We start from the raw sequence: 19,262 nt of genomic DNA on the forward strand, positions 1-19,262 counted from the left end.
GGTTGGGGAGCCATCGCCTTGGATGGGTTTCCCTGCTTGTGGCGAATGGCGTTTGACGCAAGGAAACCCAACATTTAAAAACTTTTCGGTTCAAAGAGTTGCTCAAAACCCATACCATCCCCAATCATGATAATTACGTTCTTGGTGTTGATTGTGGTTGTAGCTGGAGTGAAATTAGAAGCAATAGCTCCGACTATAATACAGTACTTCCTGATGTTATGAGGTACAGTTTTTCATCGCCAAGCCTGTAGGGGCGGGGTTTCCCCGCCCTCGATTGTATTGCATTCGACCTAAATATGCTGTAATTATCAGGGTTAAAAACCCAGCTAATAAACTGCCCTTTAATCCAAATTGTGAACTAGATTTAACTACCATAGGTAAAATGCCTGCTCTATGATGAGAGAATATTACATAATGATCACAAAAGTTTAAATTCACTCATCATGGCGAAAATTCAATTTTCTAAAGGCATTGACGAAGAAGTAATTCCAGAGGTACGCTTAACGCGATCGCGCAGTGGTGATCAAGGTACAGCAACATTTATCTTCACCAATCCGCAGATTTTGGCACAAGGTAGCAACGAAGAAATCACCGGGATGTACATGATTGACGAAGAGGGGGAAATGATTACCCGTGAAGTTAAGGGTAAATTTGTCAACGGTAAACCAGAAGCGTTAGAAGCAGTTTATCTCATGAAAACCCCTGAAGAATGGGAACGCTTTATGCGGTTTATGGATCGCTATGCTAATGAAAACGGATTGGGATTGAGCAAATCATAGAGTAGTCATTAGTCTTTGGTCATTGGTTATTGGCTAAAACTTAAATATCCATGCACCCTCAACCACACCCAGACTCACCCAAAATGGCGGTAACTTGTGCTGTAGTTACCGTCAGCGATACACGTACCCCGGAAACAGACAAAAGCGGTCAACTGATTCAGCAATTGCTGCTGACGGCTGATCACTCTATCGGAGTTTACACAATTATCAAAGATGAACCAACACAGATTCAACAACAGATAGAATTGCTGGGTAAAAATGCTAATTTAGATGCTGTAATATTTAATGGTGGTACAGGAATTGCACCTAGAGATACCACTTATGATGCTATAGAAAAGTTGTTAGAAAAGACTTTACCGGGATTTGGCGAGTTATTCCGCTTTTTAAGTTATCAAGAAATTGGTTCACGAGCGATCGCATCTCGTGCTGTCGCTGGTATTTATCAAAACAAAGTCATCTTCTCTCTTCCCGGTTCTAGTAACGCTGTGCAACTGGGTATGGAAAAACTGATTTTACCAGAATTGCTACATTTGGTAAAACAGGTGACTCAATAATTACTAATTCGTAATTCGTAATTAAAAGGGTACAAGCCCCCACTAATTGTAATTACGTATTACTTTGATAGGATCAGTAAACTATTAAAAGCAAAACCTAAAAATCAATGAGTGAAAAAATTAAATGGACTCCTGAAGCCGAAGCTAAACTCAAAGAAATTCCCTTTTTTGTCCGTCCTTTTGCTCGCCAAAAGATTGAAACTTACGCTCAAGATAATAGTTTATCTCCAATCACAATCGAGATTTACGAACAGGCTAAGAAACAATTTAACAAAAAATATGACTAACTATACAGGGTTTGCTGATAGCGTAGTGTGGCGTAAGCCATAAAAGTTATCTGTGTTCGCGCAGCGTGACGTAAGTCATGGGCTAGGAGTTCAGGAGTATGGCTTACGCCACGCTACCAGCTTTAGTCCTGTTGTGATCAGAACAATATCCTCCCCATATAAAAAACCCCCTAATCTATAGGAGGTTTATATTTTTGTCTTCGTTAATGTGTTAAAAACTTCAAAATTTAATAATTGTCAAACAGATGGTAGCTAAGATTGCAGCAATAATATAGAAGACTGTAACTACTTGCAGTTCTGACCAGCCAGTTAATTCTAAGTGATGGTGTAAAGGAGCCATTTTAAATAGACGCTTACCTTTCCCATCTGGCCCCTTGGTGGCTTTGTAATAACTAACTTGCGCCATTACAGACAGGGTTTCTACAAAGAAGATTCCGCTGAGAATAAACAAGGCTACTAAACTGTTAGTCAATAGTGCTACAGCAGCTAAAGCCCCTCCCAATGCTAGGGAACCAGTGTCTCCCATGAATACACGGGCTGGGTTGCGGTTATGGGCTAGAAATCCTAAACAACTACCACTGACTGCTGCACAGAATATCATCAGGTCGGGTGAGGTTGGTGCAATGACAGCGCCTAATGCGAAAATAGCGATCGCAACTGTTCCCCCCGCTAACCCGTCAATTCCATCAGTTAAATTGGTAGCGTTACTTTCTGCAACTAGCACAAAACCAGCCAAAGGCCAAAACATTAATCCTAAAGGTAGAGAAAAACTTACCCAAGGTAAAGCGATATTTGTTATACTAAAATCTCTATTCAACATCATCCATAAACAGAAACAAGCCGCAAAAATAATCTGCAAAGCCAGTTTCATTTTCGGAGATATACCTTTATTTGATTTACGGCGCAAAATTTGCCAATCGTCAATCCAGCCAATCAAGCCATAACTGAGTGTTAAACCTGAAACAGCAACCACATCTTGAGCAAAATTAGACAAGATACAGGCAATTATCACCCCTACAGGTATGAAAAACACACCGCCCATAGTGGGAGTTCCAGCTTTTCTCAGATGTGCTTGAGGACCATCTTCCCGGATAATTTGTCCTGTTTTTAATGCTTGTAATAAGGGTATAACCCAGTTACCCGCAGCAGCCGCACCTACAGCACACAGCAAAAACGGCATGGTTAAGGAGTCAGTATGCCAGGGTAATCTATTTCCCAGCCAATCTAAAATTAAGGCAGCTGTACTCAATGAGAGGGCTAACAGAGAGGCCAGCCCAATTCCAGAAACGTTTGAACCTTGGTCAGGAGATATTTTAGCGTCCACAGAAATTTTCCCTTCACTCCACACTTAAAAAAAATCAAACCACAAGGACTATCAATGAAAATCAGTCTCCACCACTCTCAAGGCTAATCCTCATCTATGCTGATATTCCCTTCATCATCCTCAATGGTGCTAAATCCGTATTCTCCACCCAAAAAGTCGGATATTTCTTCCTCTTTTCCTCCAAATATTGATTCGTGAACGTCACACGCCATAAAACGACCGCTAAATTGCAACCAGTCCATCATAGAGGACTCTGGCTTTTGGGAAATTACAGCGGCTCGCTGGTTACGAGCTTCTTCACGTAGGGGAGAATTTAACATATCAACGAAGACACGAAGAGATTTATGTAACTAGACATTAAGAGTCTATCATTTGATACGGGATAATTAAGTTAATGATTCAACTCTTTGATTGATAAATCCGAATTAAACAAAAAAAATTATTTAATAAGCCTATGTATCATCAACAGTAGAGCATTCTGAGTTGATTGCACAACAGATTATATACATAGAACATTAATATTTTGTTAATGCTGATTTCATCAAAACATTTTGAGGTACAAGGCGATGATAGTCAAATCTACTCTCTTGGATGCGATCGCTCCTACAAATCGTGGTTTGCTGGCCAATGAAACCCAGAAACAGGCTATCTTAGCTGCGATCGCTAGTTTAGAAGACTTTAACCCCACTCCACGCCCTTTAGAAGCTACCCACTTACTAGAAGGCAATTGGCGACTACTTTACACGACCAGCAAGGCTTTGTTAAACCTGGATCGCTTTCCCCTTTGCAAACTTGGCCAGATTTACCAATCTATTCGAGTAGAAACTACCAGTGTTTATAACATAGCTGAAATTTACGGACTACCTTCTTTAGAAGGATTAATCAGCGTAGCAGCTAAATTTGAACCTGTTTCAGAACGTCGAGTCCAAGTAAAATTCCAGCGTTCTATTATTGGTTTACAAAAGCTAATTGCTTACAAGTCACCAGCAGAATTCATCCAACAAATTGAATCGGGCAAGAAATTCACCGCTATTGATTTTCCTATCCAGAGCGATCGCCAACAAGGATGGTTAGACATCACCTACATAGATCAAGATTTGAGAATCGGCAGAGGTAACGAGGGCAGCGTCTTTGTTTTGAGTAAGTCATAAAATATTAATTCGCAAGAAGTGTTGCGAACGACCTTATTCTATTATAGGTACTTTGTCAAGAGGGTAATAGGTGATCGCTAATTGGGTTATTACCCTGTTCCCCGTTTCCCCCTTCCCTATTCCCTGTTCCTTGACAAATAACTTAACAAACACTCTAGCAAAGACCTTCAGGTTGTAGAGTGAAAACAATTAGCCCTAATTTATTGGCGATTAATTAAGTCACAAGGAAGATAATCATGGTTCAACGTGGTTCTAAAGTACGCGTCCTCCGCCCAGAATCCTACTGGTTTCAAGATGTAGGAACCGTGGCATCTATAGATCAAAGCGGCATCAAATACTCTGTAATTGTCCGCTTCTCCAATGTCAATTACTCAGGGATCAATACCAATAACTTCGCCGTAGATGAATTAATCGAAGTGGAAGCACCCAAAGCTAAGGCTGCTGCTAAAAAGTAAGCAACATCACAGTGCTGAGTGTTGAGTCTGAAAGTATGGAAAAGCAGTAAACTGTTAAATGCTGATTTCATGCCCTTAATTAATTATTGAGGTCTTACTCCCAACTCAACATCCAGCACTAATTACTCTGCAAATGCCTGAATTGCCTGAAGTTGAAACAGTTCGACGGGGTTTAAATCAATTAACCCTTAACCAAGAGATCACGGGGGGAGATGTGTTGCTAGAACGCACAATCGCCTACCCGTTTTCTGTTCACGAGTTTATAGAAAATATTCAAGGAAGTGCCATTATATCTTGGCATCGTCGGGGTAAATATCTTTTAGCTGAACTCTCCCCATGTTCATGGCTAGGTGTTCATTTACGAATGACTGGTCAATTATTATGGCAAAATAAAAATGAACCCTTACACAAACACACAAGGGTCAGATTATTTTTTGGCGAACATCAAGAATTACGCTTTGTTGACCAGCGCACCTTTGGGCAGATATGGTATGTTCCCTTTGGAGTACCTGTCGAAAGCATCATCACAGGTTTGGCAAAACTCGCATTAGACCCATTTTCACCAGAGTTCACCGTTGAATATTTAGCAAATAAACTGCAAAAATCTCGCCGTCCCATTAAAACCGCCCTGTTAGATCAGTCCATAGTTGCAGGGTTAGGTAATATTTATGCTGATGAGGCTTTGTTTAAAAGTGGTATTCTACCCACAACCATCTGCACAGAATTACGCAGCAAACAAATTGAACCTTTAAGAACAGCAATTATTCAAGTTTTATCTGCCAGTATTGCCGCTGGTGGGACAACTTTTAGTAATTTCCTTAATGTTAAAGGCGTTAACGGTAATTATGGCGGTGAAGCTTGGGTTTACAACCGCGCTGGGGAACCTTGTAAAGTTTGTGGTAATGTCATACAGCGTATTAAGTTAGGTGGGCGTTCTAGTCATTTTTGTTCTCAGTGTCAGAAATGAGGGGGATTAAGAAACCTCTCTCTCAATCTCTTTCCTACAAGGAGAGAGACTTTGATTTTAATTTCCCCACTTCCCTTGATTGCTGTTTTATCGGCTCGTCAACGTCAAGAACAAGATATTGATAAAGATGACCAGGAGTTGATTATGAAACTATCAGAAATGTATCAAAAACAATTGGAAGAACTAAAAAAACAAGGACTCCAAGAAGGACTCCAGGAAGGACGACAAGAAGGACGACAAGAAGGTGTAGAAAGAGAACGACGCGCTATGGTTGAAAGTATCATGCAAGTACGTTTTGGGGAAGTTGATTCAGATTTAGCAAAAATTATCGACTTTTTGATAGCCATGACCAGGGAAGAGTTTACTCCTTTGCTTCTACAATCATCTCGTGAGGAATTATTAGCTAGATTTGCCCAATAATTGATGGGAAAATTGACAAATCAGCAATTTCTAAAAGAATTTGAAAATTAATCAAAGTCCAGAATATAGAGTATGGGGAGGGTTGACAACAGGTTTGAAATTTGTTATCATAAACTCGATAAGGAAGAACTATTTAACGATAAATAATATAAAATCCCCTCAACCGCTTACCTGAGAGTAGGTGGTTATCTTATTTGAGGAAAGAAATTATGCCTTTGGGTCTGGGAGCAAGATAAAATTTTGAGTAAAAGCGTTTATTTTGGAACGAGGGGAACTTATGGCTTTTAAAAAGGGAAATATGGTTCGCGCTATCCGCGAAAAGTTAGAAAATAGTATAGAAGCTAAAGCTAGTGATTCTCGCTTCCCTGCTTATTTGTTTGATAGCCAAGGGGAAATTGTCGATATCAAGGGTGATTACGCTTTGGTTAAGTTTGGAAAAGTAGCAACACCCAATATTTGGTTAAAGTTGGAACAGTTGGAAGAGTTTGCATAAGCTTTTCAGCATTGCGCTGAATTTATACACTTGAAGTCTTACTTGTGGTGGGTAATACCCACCTTACTTAATTGATTCATTTATGTCTGATTAATTGGTAACTATTAAATAACTCTGACAAATCACCAATCACCTATTAATCTGAAATTCATCAAACTTAATAACTTGAGAATTAGGTTTTCTGGTATCAAAGCGATAGCTGCTAATAGCACCTGTCCCGGTTTCAAAAATACTGAAAACGGTAATATCATTACTAGCAATATAAGATATCGGTTTACCATCTTCTCCTAATAATGGTGCAATGCTTGGTAACACTGGTTCTAAAGCATTAGGATCACCAATTTCAGTATAATCTTCTTGATAACCTGTTGGTACTTCTCGCTTTCTTTCACCCCAAGCGGCACCGTAAGAATTGCCAACATTAGAAGTTTCTAAAAAGTGCATTCCACTGGAACTAACAAAGCGATTCCATAAATGGGAATGTCCATAAAATACTAACTGCACATTAGCAGCTTCTAATAAAGGGAGAACATCACGAATAATATAATCTGCATTTTTGGGATATTCATAACGAATTTTTTGAATATTTCCGTGATGATCCCGTCCAATCATAGCTATTGGATTAGTATAAGCCGGAACAATATTATCTCCCAAAGTATGAGGAGGATGATGGAACATAACAACTTTATATTTTGCTTGTTTAAATTCAGGATTTTTTAATTCCTGTTTAAGCCAATTATATTGTTTACTACCCTCAGAAATTGGCTCATAAATTAACTGTCCATAACCCCAGTTTTCAGGATGATTAAAATCTTTTTCTATCTCTCTATATCTACCCTTAGTTTTTGAATCTAATTGGGGATGCCGCCACATATTTGTGATATATAAAACTACCAAGCGAATATCACCAAAAGTAACGGCATAATAGGTTTTACCTCCTTCTTTACTTTGGGGTAAGGTGAAAATTTCTTCGTAAGTTTCAGTATTAAAATAATTATCTTTTAAAGATGTTTCGCCATACAATTTTTGAGCAATTTCACGAGGAATCGTATCATTAAATTCATCATTTAAACTTTCTGTTCTAGCAAATCTCCCCATGACTTCATGATTACCAATACAAGTAAACATAGGTGCATTTTGAATAATTTCCCCACCCGTGTAAGTTACGTTGAGGCTATTATGTTCCATTTGATAATTAGCGCGACCTTGCAAACCTGGAAATAAAGCATTTCCGCGATTATCATCAAACCATTCTGAAGCGCGGTCTGGAACGTTGACTAAATCTCCTGCAAACAATACACCGTCTACTCTTCCCACTGTTTCCACTACTTTTTGCAGATTTGCGGCCGTCATTGGTTTAAGCTGGTGGTCAGAGGTGAGGAGAATTTTTAATGGTGTGCCAGGTTTTGGAGAGGGTGCAAGGGTAAAAATTTCGCTATTAACGCGATCGCCATCTTCTCGTATACTGGTGACGTGATAGGGAACTCGTAGATTAGCATTTAACTCTGTAACTTCGGCTTCGTGTCGCCAAATTTCACGTTTTACTGGTTGTTGATAAATTTGCCCATTTTCATTTTGATTTGCTACTCTTGATTGTTGGTCTTCTCTAGTACGACTAAGTTTGATAGTTTTTGCAATTGAACTTTTATCCAGTTTTTCACCGTAAATAACTAAGTGTTTATCACCTGCAAATTCGGTAAACCAAACTACTCTCACTGAAGTTTCGGTTGGTAGTTGCAAAAATGGGTCTGTCAGCAGTTGCGGTGGTGATATCATAATTATCTTCCCCCAAGAACACACGCCTACTAGCGTAAGACATAATACCAGGATAGGTACAGTTGTTAGAGAAATTTTCCCGATCATCTATTTAGACCACACTCTTGATTCCTCTCTGTGCCTCTGCGCCTCTGCGTGAGACAAAAATATGAATTTTAAAAAATCACAACTGCAAACATTCATCATATACGGTTTATTGGGAGCGATCGCACTCCTGACCCTTTTCCCCTTACTGTGGCTAATTAGTACAGCCTTAAAATCGTCTACAGAAAATATCTTACAGTCACCACCGCAGTTATGGCCAAGTCAACCTACATTAGATAATTTCGCTCGTGTTTGGGAATCTCTACCTTTTGGGCAATATTTATATAACAGTATTCTGGTGTCTTTACTGACTGTGGGATTAAATCTGCTATTTTGTGCTTTAGCTGCTTATCCCTTAGCAAGATTGTCATTTGTGGGAAGAGATGGGATTTTTATCGCCATTATTTCTACAATTATGATTCCCTTCCAAATTGTCATGATTCCTTTATATATTTTGATAGTCCAGTTAGGCTTAACAAATAGTTATTTAGGGATGATTTTTCCCAGTTTGGCTTCTGCTTTTGGGATTTTTTTACTCAGACAAGCTTTTATGAGTGTACCTAAAGAAATAGAAGAAGCCGCTCGCATGGATGGCAGTTCTGAATTAGGATTGTGGTGGTTTGTGATGTTGCCAGCGATTCGTCCAGCACTCATTACCCTAGCTATTTTTGTATTTATTGGTGCTTGGAGTGACTTTTTGTGGCCTTTAATTGTTATCCAAGATGAAAGTTTATATACTTTACCCTTAGGAGTTGCCAAATTAGCAGGTACGTTTTCTCTCGATTGGCGATTGGTAGCTGCTGGTTCAGTAATTTCTATTGCTCCAGTATTGCTATTGTTTTTATTTTTACAAAGGTTTATTGTCCCCACAGATACGGGTAGCGGTGTCAAGGGATGAGTAGGAGGCAGAAGGTTATTCTCTGCATCTTAACCAATCACCAATTCCCAGTTAATAAGCGCCTTTTCTATGTAATACCACCCAGATGGTTTTAAAGATTAACATCAAATCATAGGTAATAGACCATTTACGCTGATAGTTTATGTCCATGTGGACAATAGTTTCAAAGTCATTAATATTAGAACGTCCATGAGTCTGCCATTCTCCAGTTATTCCTGGTTTGACCCGTAATCTTTCCCAATGATGTGGTGCATATTTAACGACCTCATCAGGGGTGGGTGGACGAGTACCAACTATACTCATATCTCCCATTAAGACGTTCCAAAATTGGGGTAGTTCATCTAAACTAGTGCGTCGCAAAAACTTACCCAAGGGAGTAATACGAGGATCATCAGTAGATTTAAAAATGTGACCTTTGGCTTGGTTTTTGACTATAGACTTCAGTTTATCTGCATCAACCACCATAGAACGGAACTTCCAGATCCGAAAGGTGCGTCCGTTTAGACCACAACGGATTTGAGAATATAATATGGGGCCTGGATCACTAGCCAAGGTAGCAATTGTTACAGGAAATGCAACTAATGATGTAATTATTAAACCAACAATTGCTCCGAGAATGTCAATGAATCTTTTTGTCGCACTAGTAGTTGATGGATGGTGGGACTGAGGTGATAAGTCAACCACATTCAAATGATTCAGAACACCTGAATTAGCCACAGTATAATTTTTTGTTTTAGTTGTAATAGTAGACAGGGTCATAATTAATGTTGTTTTCTTACATTTTTAGTTTTGCAAACTACAGTAAGTTGTTTTAAATACAGTCACATTATAGGTAATGTTTTATGCTAGAGAAAGCAAAATCAGAGAAGTTCATACAATCTTTTAATTTAGCCAAGGGATTTTAAATTTTTGATGTTTTTTGTGTAAACAAGTTAAAAACTAAATGTAATAATAGATACCAGTAATATAGCGGTGGACAAGGCGATTAGGACATTAAACGATGATACAACTTAGACACCAAAAGGCTTTTAGCACTGTCACCTGCTATACTCACTCGGTTAACAGACTGGAAGTTGTGAGCTTGTTTAGGAAAAGGTTAACGGGTAAAGCGTAAAGGTTTTTCTTCCCCTTTACCGAGCGGTATTGAAATAGAAACCCACTCTTGAGTAGGCAGTGTTTCTACTCTAAAGTGGGCATGATTAATGAAGATTCAGTTCATATTTCCGTAAATATTACTAGGTCTACTCTTATCTATTCCTTTTGGAGGAAGTTTTTCTGCAATATTAATGAACAGGATTTCTTAATAAAGAAAAATTAACTGTATGTGGTTCATCTAGTGATTGCAGAGTACTAGCTTTGATAGCATCTAGATAGCGACGCAGAAACAGAAGTTGTTGAGAATTAGGACGATAAGAGAGATTACCTTGTTTTTCAAAAAGTGGTGCGGATGCGATCGCTTGATAATCAGGATTTTCCTGGGAGCTTTTTGTCAACCACAGAGAGTTTAAAGGTGTGGGACTAACATCTGATGCATCTTCCTTCTTAATAAAAGGAATGATACCCGCAGGTAATTCACCTTCTAAAAAAGCCAGTAGCCGCTGTTGACAAATACGAGTATTAATGCCACGACTCTCAAATAATTGCAGAATTTCACCAAAGGATAGAGAACGTATGGCTGATGCCTCCGGCACGCTATCAGGTAAAAGTCTGAGCAATTCAGCAAACAAGAAATAATCTGTATACTGTTGCCTGGGTATTTCTAAAACCTGGGGATGCAGAGGTAACGTAGCCAAACCATAGGCAACTCGACTGCAATTAGGAGCGCCATTTTCGCCCAGATATAAATCTTGAGTAATTTTAGCGTTAGGAAGTTTTTGTCTTAACCAACGGTTGACTGTACCAATAGAAGCAACTCCACCAGAGAGAATTGCTTGGTTAATAGCTTCTGTGGGGATACCACGAGCTACTAATAATTTATTGAGTTCACGGTTGAGACGACGCACATAAGGTACAAAAACTTGGCTTTCTAAATCTCTTCGCTGCAATATCCAACATTGGTCGGCTAATTCTAGGGTAAAAGATTCTTGGTGCTGCAAAATCAGCTTCAGACTCAAGGCAGTATCTAATAAAGCTTGTCCTAGCAAAGAACTCTCTAACCTTTGCTGGAAGCGGATACGGGCAGAAATATCTGGTTCCCCAACTCGTGGTAGTTCTAAGCCTTCCCAACTCAAACTAGACCACTGTATTTGGTCTAAACCAGGAATTTCTCGCAGAGAGGGATGACCAGTAGAGGTGTTGCCATCAACTTGTATTTGCCCACGGGGTTGGCGCGATTTTGGTGGTAGTAGTAACTGACAGATGATATCTTGCTCAATGGCTTTACCAGCATAGGCAAAACTGTGGAGCATGAAATCTCTGTATGTTAATTGGCTCAAGTCTGTGGGTAAATCGACTAATGCCATTTCTGTGGCAGTTGCGCCAATATTCAGTGCTAGGGTGTTACCCTGCATAGGATTTTCACTAGTTTTTAAAGGACGCAAACCCTGATTTTCATTTAATTGGACTGATTTTAAATTATTGGCAGAATCAAGTTCTGGGAGTAAACTAGCGATCGCTTCTTCAACAAAAAATATTTGTTGGGGATGGGATACGAGCTTACTTGTGAGTATGGCTTCTCTCACATTAAAGCGATATTGTTCTGACCAACTAGATGGACAAGTACAGATAATACCCGTAACTTTATTAATGATGTCAGCAAAAGTTTCTGTATCTATACCCACAGCATGAGCAATTAAAGCTGGAGTAGTACTAGCTTGAGCCGACTTGAGAGTTAATAGTAGTTTAGAGAGCGATCGCACCACCCAAATCAAAGGCCCCGCAGAAAATTCATTTAATTGCAATACTGGTTCCCATTTCTGTTGCGTATTTTTATAGGGAATAGCCACGTGTAAATAAGGCTTTAAATGGGCAGAATAAAGATGTTGTTGTAGTTCTGACGTAGATCGAGAGCCAGTAGAATTTTGAGCCACATGATCTGATATTTGTGCCTGTGCCACCCCAGTTTCCGCACTTTCAGCCTCTGAGTGAGGAATACTCGCCGTAGGTAGATAAACCTCTGCCGGTAAACGAAATGATTGCTCAAAAGCAGTTTCGCCTAATTGGGTTTCTGCTGACCAGTAAATTGGATAAACAACCAACCTGGAATGATTTAACAGCGCCGCAGAAATTCCCGTTGTTCCCAAATCAATACCTAAATACCAAACGGCTTCTAGATCATTGATACTCGCCTGAGAATCATCACTCAAAATGTCACTGACAAACAAAGCATCTTTGGGTTCCGAAATAGTACCTTCCTTTTTTTTTTCAGTATTCTGGCTCAAATCTAATTCAGCTTGGGGAATAGCTAGATTAGAAACTGCCACTATTGGTATATTCTCTGTTGCTTCACTGCCAGGAGATTCCGCTATCGGCCAACCTGTACTTAGCAGGTACTGACTATCATCCAACGAATTTTGCAAACTTTCTGAAAATGAATTTTGCAAACTTTCTGAATTTGTTGTCTGTTCCGAGTCAGAATTTAACTGCCAATTAAAATTAGCTAAATCTTGATCCAATTGCTGCAACTGAACTGCATCCAAAACAATATCTGGCACACCTTCCGTTTCCGTATTTTCTAAATACAGTAAATTTTCCTGTGGTGAAGCAGAAATATAAGTGGCTACTAAATCTTTGTCCTCCCCAGCAGAAGAAATGATGGGAGTCTCTTCTACTATCGTTTCTGGAGCATCAATAGATGGAAGTTGTTCGTCACTGCTGGCATCAACCAATAAGTCAGTCAGGACGGTGATTGTATCACTACTATCTGGCTGAGATTCGAGTGCTTTAGAAATACTGGCAAATTCTACCTGTGGCTGCGTTTCCTCTGCTAATAATGATTCTCCCCATAACTCAGATAGTTGCTCTGTTGGTTCTACGACAGTACCAGAACTCTCTGATAAAAGATTTAAATCTTGTTGCTCAACAGGATCTGACAACACCAACTCCTCCTCCTGTTGCTCCTGAATAATTGGAGATGGGGATATACTATCGACAAACTCAGATTCTAAGAGAGAATCAATTTCTGAAGTAGATATCTCATCTTCTGGCAACACCAACTCATCCTCTTGTTGCTCCTGAATAATTGGAGATAGGGATATACTATCGGCAAACTCAGATGCTAATGGAGAATCAGTTTCTGAAGTAGATACCTCACCTGTTGTTACCATAGGTAAAATAATCGCATCTGTTGGTTTGGGAGTCTCTTCACCACCAAACAAACTTGCATAAAGTTGATCTACATCATCAGCACCCTCTGGTTGTAATTCATTGGGGACATTAAAAGTCGCAGTAACTGAAGCGGGTAAATCATCTGCGATAAGTTCTGACAGCACTCTATCCAGATTCTCCTCAGCGGGAGATTCTTCTGTCTCAGCAGCAATATCCTGGATTAGTTCTTCTTCAACAGCACTCTCTGGTTGTAATTCATCAGGGACATTAAAAGTCGCAGTAACTGAAGCGGGTAAATCATCTGCGATAAGTTCTGACAGCACTCTATCCAGATTCTCCTCAGCGGGAGATTCTTCTGTCTCAACAGCAATATCCTGGATTAGTTCTTCTTCAACAGCACCCTCTGGTTGTAATTCATTGGGGACATTAAAAGTCGCAGTAACTGAAGCTGGTAAATCATCTGCGATAAGTTCTGACAGCACTCTATCCAGATTCTCCTCAGCGGGAGATTCTTCTGTCTCAACAGCAATATCCTGGATTAGTTCTTCTTCAACAGCACCCTCTGGTTGTAATTCATTGGGGACATTAAAAGTCGCAGTAACTGAAGCTGGTAAATCATCTGCGATAAGTTCTGACAGCACTCTATCCAGATTCTCCTCAGCGGGAGATTCTTCTGTCTCAACAGCAATATCCTGAATTAATTCCTCAGCACTATAAGACGCTGGCTGTATGTCTAACGATGGTGATGATAGTACTGTTTGAGTATCTACCCCAAACAGAAAAGATTGAGCATCTGGAGATTGTTGTTGTAAATGCTGAGTCAAATTATTCAGAAAATTCGCCATCAACTGTTCACCTTGGATTCCCTGACTGTGCATTTTTGCCAGCGCTTGGGATAGAGACTGATGATAGGTGGTGATGTTGCGCTCTAGTGAGCCAAAGACAACATTGACAGTTCCATCTAGTGATAGCAAGCGTTGATCTAACTCCCTTGCCAGAGTAGCTAATCGATCTGTCTCCTCCCCTGAACCCAAAACAGGTTGCATAGCAGAATTTAATGCTTCTTGCTTCTGTTCACCTGTTAACAAACCGGGAGAAGTAGGCAAAGTTCGTGTCAAATGTGGTAATAAATTTGGCACTAACCGACTGATTAGCACTTGCAAAAATTCGGAAATTATCTGCTCTTGGTTCGCTAACTGCTGTGTTAACGAATAGTTTTGCAGTCGCTTTTGCTCTAGCTGCCTAATCTCCTTGACAAGAGTAGCTCTTTCTTCCAACAGTCCTGATAATTCTGCTTGTAAGGGCTGAAGCAAAAACGAAATTTCATCTTTGAATTGTCCTGCTGTAAAATTACTTTGTTCTTGTTGTGATTGAAAGGAATGTGAGGCTGATTGGTTCTGCTCCTGCTCCACAAACCGTGTCAACAAAGATGATAGCGGTGGAGTCTCAGACTGGTTGGGGGCGCTGCTTTCTTCTGATTCCTCACTTTCGTCGAGTTTCACAAGAAAGTCTCGCACTCGTTGTAAAACGTCTTTGTCTTCTTGTCCCTGACCAGACAGCAGTTTAGATAGACGATTGCCACTGTTAGACAGTAAGTTGTCAATGTCTGCAATCAGTTTGTGAATTTCATCTGCACGGGAAGTCACGTTAAATTACCTTATCTAGAAATGTACTTTGATTTTTATGGTATTTACGATTACAGAAGTTCTCAGTGGCAAAAGTTATTGCTCAGACTTCTGAGGGCAATTATGTTATGAATTACTGGGAGATGCAACTTGATCCTCAGGGTTTGCTCCCTTTTCAGGCAGGTCACCCAATTTTGGACTTTGTTAAGTGTAGAATTCATCCTTAATGTTATACTTTGAACTTAAGAATAAATCATGTGTCCGTAATGAGCAAACACTAAGAGAAAATAAAGATTGCTGAGAAAAAATTATCTGGTCGTTTTCTTGTGTAACATAGTTTAGTTTCCCCTTTAAAAAGCGGCTGTAATTTTATAGCTTGGACTTAAAACACGATCTTGCTTGTTCAGTTGATAGCAGCTTTAATAAATATGTCCTAATGGAAGATCGATATAGCTTGCAGACATCCGCTCATAACTGGATCACTTCAGCGCCCTTTTTTGAAGGGTTGCCTGAATCTATTGTGGAAACAGCCCTCTCCCATCTTGTTACCCGTACCCACCCTGCCAATCAAGTAATTTTGCTAGAAAATGACTGGGGTGGTTCTGTGTATTTTATTGTAGATGGGTGGGTAAAAATCCGTACCTACAATTTGGAAGGAAAAGAGGTAACACTAAATATTATTGGGCATGGAGAATTATTTGGAGAAATGGCGGCGCTAGATGAAGTTCCCCGTTCTACTGATGTTATTACTCTTACTCAAACAATGATTGGGAGTATGCCTGCTCAAGATTTTGTTAAGTTGTTGCAAACAGAACCCTTGGCGGGACTCAGATTGGCGCAATTAATGGCAAGACGTTTACGGCAAGTAAATCGGCGATTACGCCTGCGAGAATCGGATAGTCAATCGCGGGTGGCAGATACCTTGCTATTTTTGGCAGAAGGACAAGGAAAACGAGGACAGACAGGCACGGAAATTCCTAATTTACCTCACCGGGAATTGAGTAGTTTAAGTGGTCTGGCGCGGGAAACAGTGACACGTGTATTGACAAGGCTGGAAAAAAAAGGCTTGATTGTACGGGAGCAAGATGTTATGTGTATCCCCGATGTGTCAGCTTTGGAAAAAATGATTATTTAACACCTTGTTCAGTTATGAATATTTTAGATTCTCTGCCAGATGAACCGGAGGAAACTCCATCTCCTGTATCACCAACCCCCAATAATCAGTTAGATCAACAAAAGCAGTTGAAACGCCCCCAACTTCAGGTTGATGCACCTTTGAGGATGGTAGAAACAGCATTTTTAGCTAGTACTGCTAGTTTGATTTGGTTTATTAATTTCTATTTTCCCTTGGGTCCAGTGTTACGAATATTTTTTCCTGTTCCCATCGCTCTGGTTTACTTACGCTGGGGTAAACGTGCTGCATGGATGGCTGCTGTGACTTCTGGCTTACTGTTAGCTGTGCTAATGGGTCCAGTTCGTAGTATGTTATTTGTGATGCCCTTTGCTTTGATGGGTGTCCTATTGGGGGCGACGTGGCATCGTCGTGTACCCTGGATTGTCTCGATTACTTTAGGTATGTTGTTGGGTACGTTGGGTGTGTTTTTCCGCTTGTGGTTGCTGTCGGTATTATCTGGTGAAGACCTGTGGGTTTATGTGATTAACCAGGTGACAGAAATCATTGAATGGATTTTCCTGAAGTTGGAAATATTGGCGACTCCGAGTGTATTTTTTATCCAAGTGGGTGCGGTGCTTTTAGTTGCATTTAACAATTTGATTTATTTGTTTGTGGTACATTTGTCCGCATGGTTACTTTTAGATCGTTTGGGAAATCCTATCCCCCGTCCCCCTCGTTGGGTACAAGTGTTGATGGATTATGAGGGTTAGTCATTGGTCATTGGCTATTAGCAAGTGATAACTGAATCAAGCCGCTTCAAGTCTCGTGAATTTATGGGGTAAATGCGTTTTCCCTGTTCCCTATTCCCTGTTCCCTTTGACTATGATTAAGATTTATACACAAATTGAACAGGGTGAAGCATGGTTAAAAAGTTATCGTGGTAGTTTACCCGTGTTTGCTTGTGTTTTAGGTTTTACAGAAACTGCTTTGCTACCTGGTATTTCGGCGGCTGGTTTGACTCCAGAAGATCGACAGTATACGGCTTGTGCTGATGCTGAGTTTTTGTATTATGGTGCTGCACATCAGCCTAAGTATCCCCTACCACCTTTGACTGCTGGGGCTTCTCCTGTGCTGATTTCCCGTGCTGTAGTGGCTGGGTTGAAGTTACCAGTTTATTTATTTAATGCGGGTTTACCACAGGTTCCGGCTGTGCCAATTATTGATTTGGGTGGTACGAGTGCTAGGTGTTTAAGTACAGGTGTAGCTATGGAAATAGCGACGGTGAAACATTTGTTGGCACAGGGTTTACGTTGGGGTTCTCAACTGAGTGCTAATATTTCCCAGAGTTATCTAATTTTAAGTGAGTGCGTTGTGGGTGGGACTACGACTGCGTTGGCAATTTTAACTGGTTTAGGGATTGATGCTGTAGGTAAAGTTAACAGTAGTCATCCTGTTTGTAACCATGAGCAAAAGTTGGCTGTGGTGCAAGCCGGTTTAGAGAAAGTTAAAAATCAAAATCCTATTGATCCTCTTGCGCTTGTAGCAGCGGTGGGCGATCCTATGCAAGTGGTGGTAGCTGGGATGGCGATCGCAGCTAGTCGTCGTTGTGGAGTTCTATTAGCTGGTGGTACACAAATGCTGGCTGTTTATGCTCTGGCTCAAGCGATCGCTCAATCTTACTCTTTATCTTGGCAACCAGAGGCTATAGTCGTTGGTACGACTCGTTGGGTAGCAGAAGATCCTACTGGGGCTACCGTTGATTTAGCCCTCAGTTTAGGCAAAAATAGCATTAATTGGGGCAAAGAAACTCCTCCCCTGTTGGCTACACAGTTAAGTTTTGCTGATTCTCGTTACCCCCAACTCCGAGCTTATGAGCAGGGTTTTGTCAAAGAAGGTGTTGGTGCTGGAGCCGCTTGTATCGCTGCCTATCTGAATCAAAATTGGCAGCAAGAACAACTTTTAGCAGCCATTGAAGCCCAACTTGACCAATTAGTGAATTCGCTCTCGCAGTAGTTGCTCTTCCAGCGCCGCAATGCGATTATAAGCTGCTGTTAATTGCGCTGTCAGTCTTTGGATTTGAATTTCTGGTGTTATTTGCTTGTCTCCAGCTTGGGGATTCATATCTGGATAAATACCATCTATCAATACATCCTTATGCTCTAAATCAGCATTCCAACTGCTCCGCCCTCTAAACTTGTAATGTTCAACTTCATGATTTTCTAGATAATTGTCTTTTGGCTGTTTTTGCTCTAAAAAGCAATCAGACAAACCCTGAGATAGTTTCCTGTCAAGGTTTTCAATCACCTGATAGATAGCGTCTACCTTTTCGCTCAGAGTCAGTATTTGTTTTTGTAATGGCTCCATTTAATACCTTGATCACAAAATAGTTTCTCTATGTTATTCAATTTACTTCCAATGTTAAAAATATTTATGATTTATTTAATCTTTCATATTTTTTGAGTAGTTTGCTCACTAAATTATCATTTATACATACAATTCAACAAACATCATCAGTGTTACTCACGATTTTTTGCAAAAAAGTTAAATATTTTGCTTTTATTGACATAAACTATGCTAAAAATTGGTTAGTTCTTTAGGATTTATTTATATTCTATCAAGATTGTTAATTAGAGATGATTGAATTCAAGTTAATCGAGGATTGAGAGTATGAATCGCAATTTTAGATAGTATTACCTTGACAATCTATCCCCAATGTCTAAAATTAGGAAATTGCGGCGCAATTTGCTCAAAAATCAAATAAAAAAATTATTTAGAGAAGTCAATTATAGTCCAAAAGTAAAAAATCAATGGATCGACGGTCTTTTTTGGTGGGTACAAGCGGATTCGCAGTTTCCCAACTCCTAATTGGGTGTACTGGTAAAAACCAGATACAACTCAATGTACAGCTGTTAAAAGGTTCTATCCCTCCTCAGGTGGTTAATCAGTTTCACAAAAGTTTGCAGCCAGAGGTAAAATCAAAATTTGTACCCATTGATCAGATTTATGATCTATTTCAGAAATTACAAACTTGGCAGCAACCAAAAACTGATAATCAAGAGGTATGGAAGC

At 39.9% G+C, this 19,262-nt stretch carries 18 protein-coding genes and 1 pseudogene; 13 read left to right on the forward strand and 6 right to left on the reverse strand.

The window, feature by feature from the left end:
* The first annotated feature begins 443 nt into the window (after positions 1-443).
* The 3 genes from psb28 (at position 444) to ACSQ6I_RS06945 (ending at position 1,620) form a co-directional block, all read left to right on the forward strand.
* Positions 444-779 carry a photosystem II reaction center protein Psb28 gene (gene psb28 / locus ACSQ6I_RS06935; RefSeq protein ID WP_438889634.1) on the forward strand — a complete coding sequence of 112 codons (336 nt, stop codon included), beginning with the start codon at positions 444-446 and terminating at the stop codon, positions 777-779.
* 50 nt (positions 780-829) lie between these two features.
* A complete protein-coding gene (locus tag ACSQ6I_RS06940; protein ID WP_438889635.1) occupies positions 830-1,333 on the forward strand; it encodes a MogA/MoaB family molybdenum cofactor biosynthesis protein in 504 nt (167 codons plus the stop codon).
* Between the two features lie 107 nt (positions 1,334-1,440).
* Positions 1,441-1,620 carry a PCP reductase family protein gene (locus ACSQ6I_RS06945; RefSeq protein WP_438889637.1) on the forward strand — a complete coding sequence of 60 codons (180 nt, stop codon included), beginning with the start codon at positions 1,441-1,443 and terminating at the stop codon, positions 1,618-1,620.
* 220 nt (positions 1,621-1,840) lie between these two features.
* Here ACSQ6I_RS06945 and mraY read toward each other — a convergent pair whose 3' ends face one another.
* Both mraY and ACSQ6I_RS06955 read right to left on the reverse strand, forming a co-directional pair.
* Positions 1,841-2,944 (reverse strand): phospho-N-acetylmuramoyl-pentapeptide-transferase, encoded by a 1,104-nt coding sequence (gene mraY / locus ACSQ6I_RS06950; protein ID WP_438889638.1) that lies wholly within the window; start codon positions 2,942-2,944, stop codon positions 1,841-1,843.
* Between the two features lie 83 nt (positions 2,945-3,027).
* Positions 3,028-3,264 (reverse strand): DUF3134 domain-containing protein, encoded by a 237-nt coding sequence (locus tag ACSQ6I_RS06955; RefSeq protein WP_438889639.1) that lies wholly within the window; start codon positions 3,262-3,264, stop codon positions 3,028-3,030.
* A gap of 246 nt (positions 3,265-3,510) precedes the next feature.
* Between ACSQ6I_RS06955 and ACSQ6I_RS06960 the strand changes: the two genes are divergently transcribed.
* The 5 genes from ACSQ6I_RS06960 to ACSQ6I_RS06980 all read left to right on the forward strand — a co-directional run bounded on the left by ACSQ6I_RS06960 (position 3,511) and on the right by ACSQ6I_RS06980 (position 6,430).
* Entirely contained in the window at positions 3,511-4,095 is a 585-nt protein-coding gene (locus ACSQ6I_RS06960; RefSeq protein WP_438889640.1) for a PAP/fibrillin family protein, read from the forward strand.
* A 236-nt stretch (positions 4,096-4,331) separates the two neighbouring features.
* Complete coding sequence (locus tag ACSQ6I_RS06965; protein ID WP_015213737.1) at positions 4,332-4,550, forward strand: photosystem I reaction center subunit IV; 219 nt, start codon at positions 4,332-4,334, stop codon at positions 4,548-4,550.
* Between the two features lie 133 nt (positions 4,551-4,683).
* Complete coding sequence (locus ACSQ6I_RS06970; protein WP_438889641.1) at positions 4,684-5,517, forward strand: DNA-formamidopyrimidine glycosylase; 834 nt, start codon at positions 4,684-4,686, stop codon at positions 5,515-5,517.
* A gap of 51 nt (positions 5,518-5,568) precedes the next feature.
* Complete coding sequence (locus tag ACSQ6I_RS06975; RefSeq protein WP_438889642.1) at positions 5,569-5,937, forward strand: hypothetical protein; 369 nt, start codon at positions 5,569-5,571, stop codon at positions 5,935-5,937.
* Between the two features lie 277 nt (positions 5,938-6,214).
* A complete protein-coding gene (locus tag ACSQ6I_RS06980; RefSeq protein WP_438889643.1) occupies positions 6,215-6,430 on the forward strand; it encodes an NAD(P)H-quinone oxidoreductase subunit O in 216 nt (71 codons plus the stop codon).
* A gap of 129 nt (positions 6,431-6,559) precedes the next feature.
* Here the strand turns inward: ACSQ6I_RS06980 and ACSQ6I_RS06985 are convergent, their stop codons facing one another.
* Complete coding sequence (locus ACSQ6I_RS06985; protein WP_438889644.1) at positions 6,560-8,206, reverse strand: metallophosphoesterase family protein; 1,647 nt, start codon at positions 8,204-8,206, stop codon at positions 6,560-6,562.
* Between the two features lie 148 nt (positions 8,207-8,354).
* On the opposite strand from ACSQ6I_RS06985, the gene ACSQ6I_RS06990 reads away from it, so the two are divergent.
* Entirely contained in the window at positions 8,355-9,188 is an 834-nt protein-coding gene (locus ACSQ6I_RS06990; protein ID WP_438889645.1) for a carbohydrate ABC transporter permease, read from the forward strand.
* 51 nt (positions 9,189-9,239) lie between these two features.
* Here the strand turns inward: ACSQ6I_RS06990 and ACSQ6I_RS06995 are convergent, their stop codons facing one another.
* Positions 9,240-9,947 carry a sugar transferase gene (locus ACSQ6I_RS06995; RefSeq protein ID WP_438889646.1) on the reverse strand — a complete coding sequence of 236 codons (708 nt, stop codon included), beginning with the start codon at positions 9,945-9,947 and terminating at the stop codon, positions 9,240-9,242.
* 524 nt (positions 9,948-10,471) lie between these two features.
* On the reverse strand, positions 10,472-15,100 hold the full coding sequence (locus tag ACSQ6I_RS07000) for a hypothetical protein (RefSeq protein ID WP_438889647.1): 4,629 nt from the start codon (positions 15,098-15,100) through the stop codon (positions 10,472-10,474).
* A 415-nt stretch (positions 15,101-15,515) separates the two neighbouring features.
* Between ACSQ6I_RS07000 and ACSQ6I_RS07005 the strand changes: the two genes are divergently transcribed.
* From ACSQ6I_RS07005 to cobT, 3 genes are all read left to right on the forward strand, one after another.
* On the forward strand, positions 15,516-16,214 hold the full coding sequence (locus ACSQ6I_RS07005; RefSeq protein ID WP_015213746.1) for a Crp/Fnr family transcriptional regulator: 699 nt from the start codon (positions 15,516-15,518) through the stop codon (positions 16,212-16,214).
* Positions 16,215-16,228: 14 nt separating this feature from the next.
* Complete coding sequence (locus ACSQ6I_RS07010; RefSeq protein WP_438889648.1) at positions 16,229-16,963, forward strand: DUF2232 domain-containing protein; 735 nt, start codon at positions 16,229-16,231, stop codon at positions 16,961-16,963.
* Between the two features lie 112 nt (positions 16,964-17,075).
* Positions 17,076-18,206: a nicotinate mononucleotide-dependent phosphoribosyltransferase CobT gene (gene cobT / locus ACSQ6I_RS07015; RefSeq protein WP_438889649.1), complete on the forward strand. Its 1,131-nt coding sequence runs from the start codon at positions 17,076-17,078 to the stop codon at positions 18,204-18,206.
* Here the strand turns inward: cobT and ACSQ6I_RS07020 are convergent.
* Positions 18,183-18,557: a hypothetical protein gene (locus tag ACSQ6I_RS07020; protein ID WP_438889650.1), complete on the reverse strand. Its 375-nt coding sequence runs from the start codon at positions 18,555-18,557 to the stop codon at positions 18,183-18,185. The genes cobT and ACSQ6I_RS07020 overlap by 24 nt on opposite strands.
* Positions 18,558-19,000: 443 nt before the next feature.
* Here ACSQ6I_RS07020 and ACSQ6I_RS07025 point away from each other — a divergent pair.
* Positions 19,001-19,262: pseudogene (locus tag ACSQ6I_RS07025) on the forward strand (polyamine ABC transporter substrate-binding protein); the annotation flags it as partial.

Origin of the sequence: Anabaena sp. WFMT (assembly GCF_051781005.1) — a bacterium.
In the GTDB taxonomy this organism is placed as follows: domain Bacteria; phylum Cyanobacteriota; class Cyanobacteriia; order Cyanobacteriales; family Nostocaceae; genus Anabaena.

Excerpts from the sequence above, each read along its gene's own strand:
- ACSQ6I_RS07010 (WP_438889648.1), top strand. The coding sequence starts at position 16,229 with ATGAATATTTTAGATTCTCTGCCAGATGAACCGGAGGAAACTCCATCT.
- ACSQ6I_RS07005 (WP_015213746.1), top strand. The coding sequence starts at position 15,516 with ATGGAAGATCGATATAGCTTGCAGACATCCGCTCATAACTGGATCACT.
- ACSQ6I_RS06960 (WP_438889640.1), top strand. The coding sequence starts at position 3,511 with ATGATAGTCAAATCTACTCTCTTGGATGCGATCGCTCCTACAAATCGT.
- ACSQ6I_RS07020 (WP_438889650.1), bottom strand. The coding sequence starts at position 18,557 with ATGGAGCCATTACAAAAACAAATACTGACTCTGAGCGAAAAGGTAGAC.
- ACSQ6I_RS06970 (WP_438889641.1), top strand. The coding sequence starts at position 4,684 with ATGCCTGAATTGCCTGAAGTTGAAACAGTTCGACGGGGTTTAAATCAA.
- psb28 (WP_438889634.1), top strand. The coding sequence starts at position 444 with ATGGCGAAAATTCAATTTTCTAAAGGCATTGACGAAGAAGTAATTCCA.
- ACSQ6I_RS06955 (WP_438889639.1), bottom strand. The coding sequence starts at position 3,264 with ATGTTAAATTCTCCCCTACGTGAAGAAGCTCGTAACCAGCGAGCCGCT.
- ACSQ6I_RS06985 (WP_438889644.1), bottom strand. The coding sequence starts at position 8,206 with ATGATATCACCACCGCAACTGCTGACAGACCCATTTTTGCAACTACCA.
- ACSQ6I_RS06990 (WP_438889645.1), top strand. The coding sequence starts at position 8,355 with ATGAATTTTAAAAAATCACAACTGCAAACATTCATCATATACGGTTTA.
- ACSQ6I_RS06965 (WP_015213737.1), top strand. The coding sequence starts at position 4,332 with ATGGTTCAACGTGGTTCTAAAGTACGCGTCCTCCGCCCAGAATCCTAC.
- cobT (WP_438889649.1), top strand. The coding sequence starts at position 17,076 with ATGATTAAGATTTATACACAAATTGAACAGGGTGAAGCATGGTTAAAA.
- ACSQ6I_RS06940 (WP_438889635.1), top strand. The coding sequence starts at position 830 with ATGCACCCTCAACCACACCCAGACTCACCCAAAATGGCGGTAACTTGT.
- ACSQ6I_RS06995 (WP_438889646.1), bottom strand. The coding sequence starts at position 9,947 with ATGACCCTGTCTACTATTACAACTAAAACAAAAAATTATACTGTGGCT.
- ACSQ6I_RS06945 (WP_438889637.1), top strand. The coding sequence starts at position 1,441 with ATGAGTGAAAAAATTAAATGGACTCCTGAAGCCGAAGCTAAACTCAAA.
- ACSQ6I_RS06980 (WP_438889643.1), top strand. The coding sequence starts at position 6,215 with ATGGCTTTTAAAAAGGGAAATATGGTTCGCGCTATCCGCGAAAAGTTA.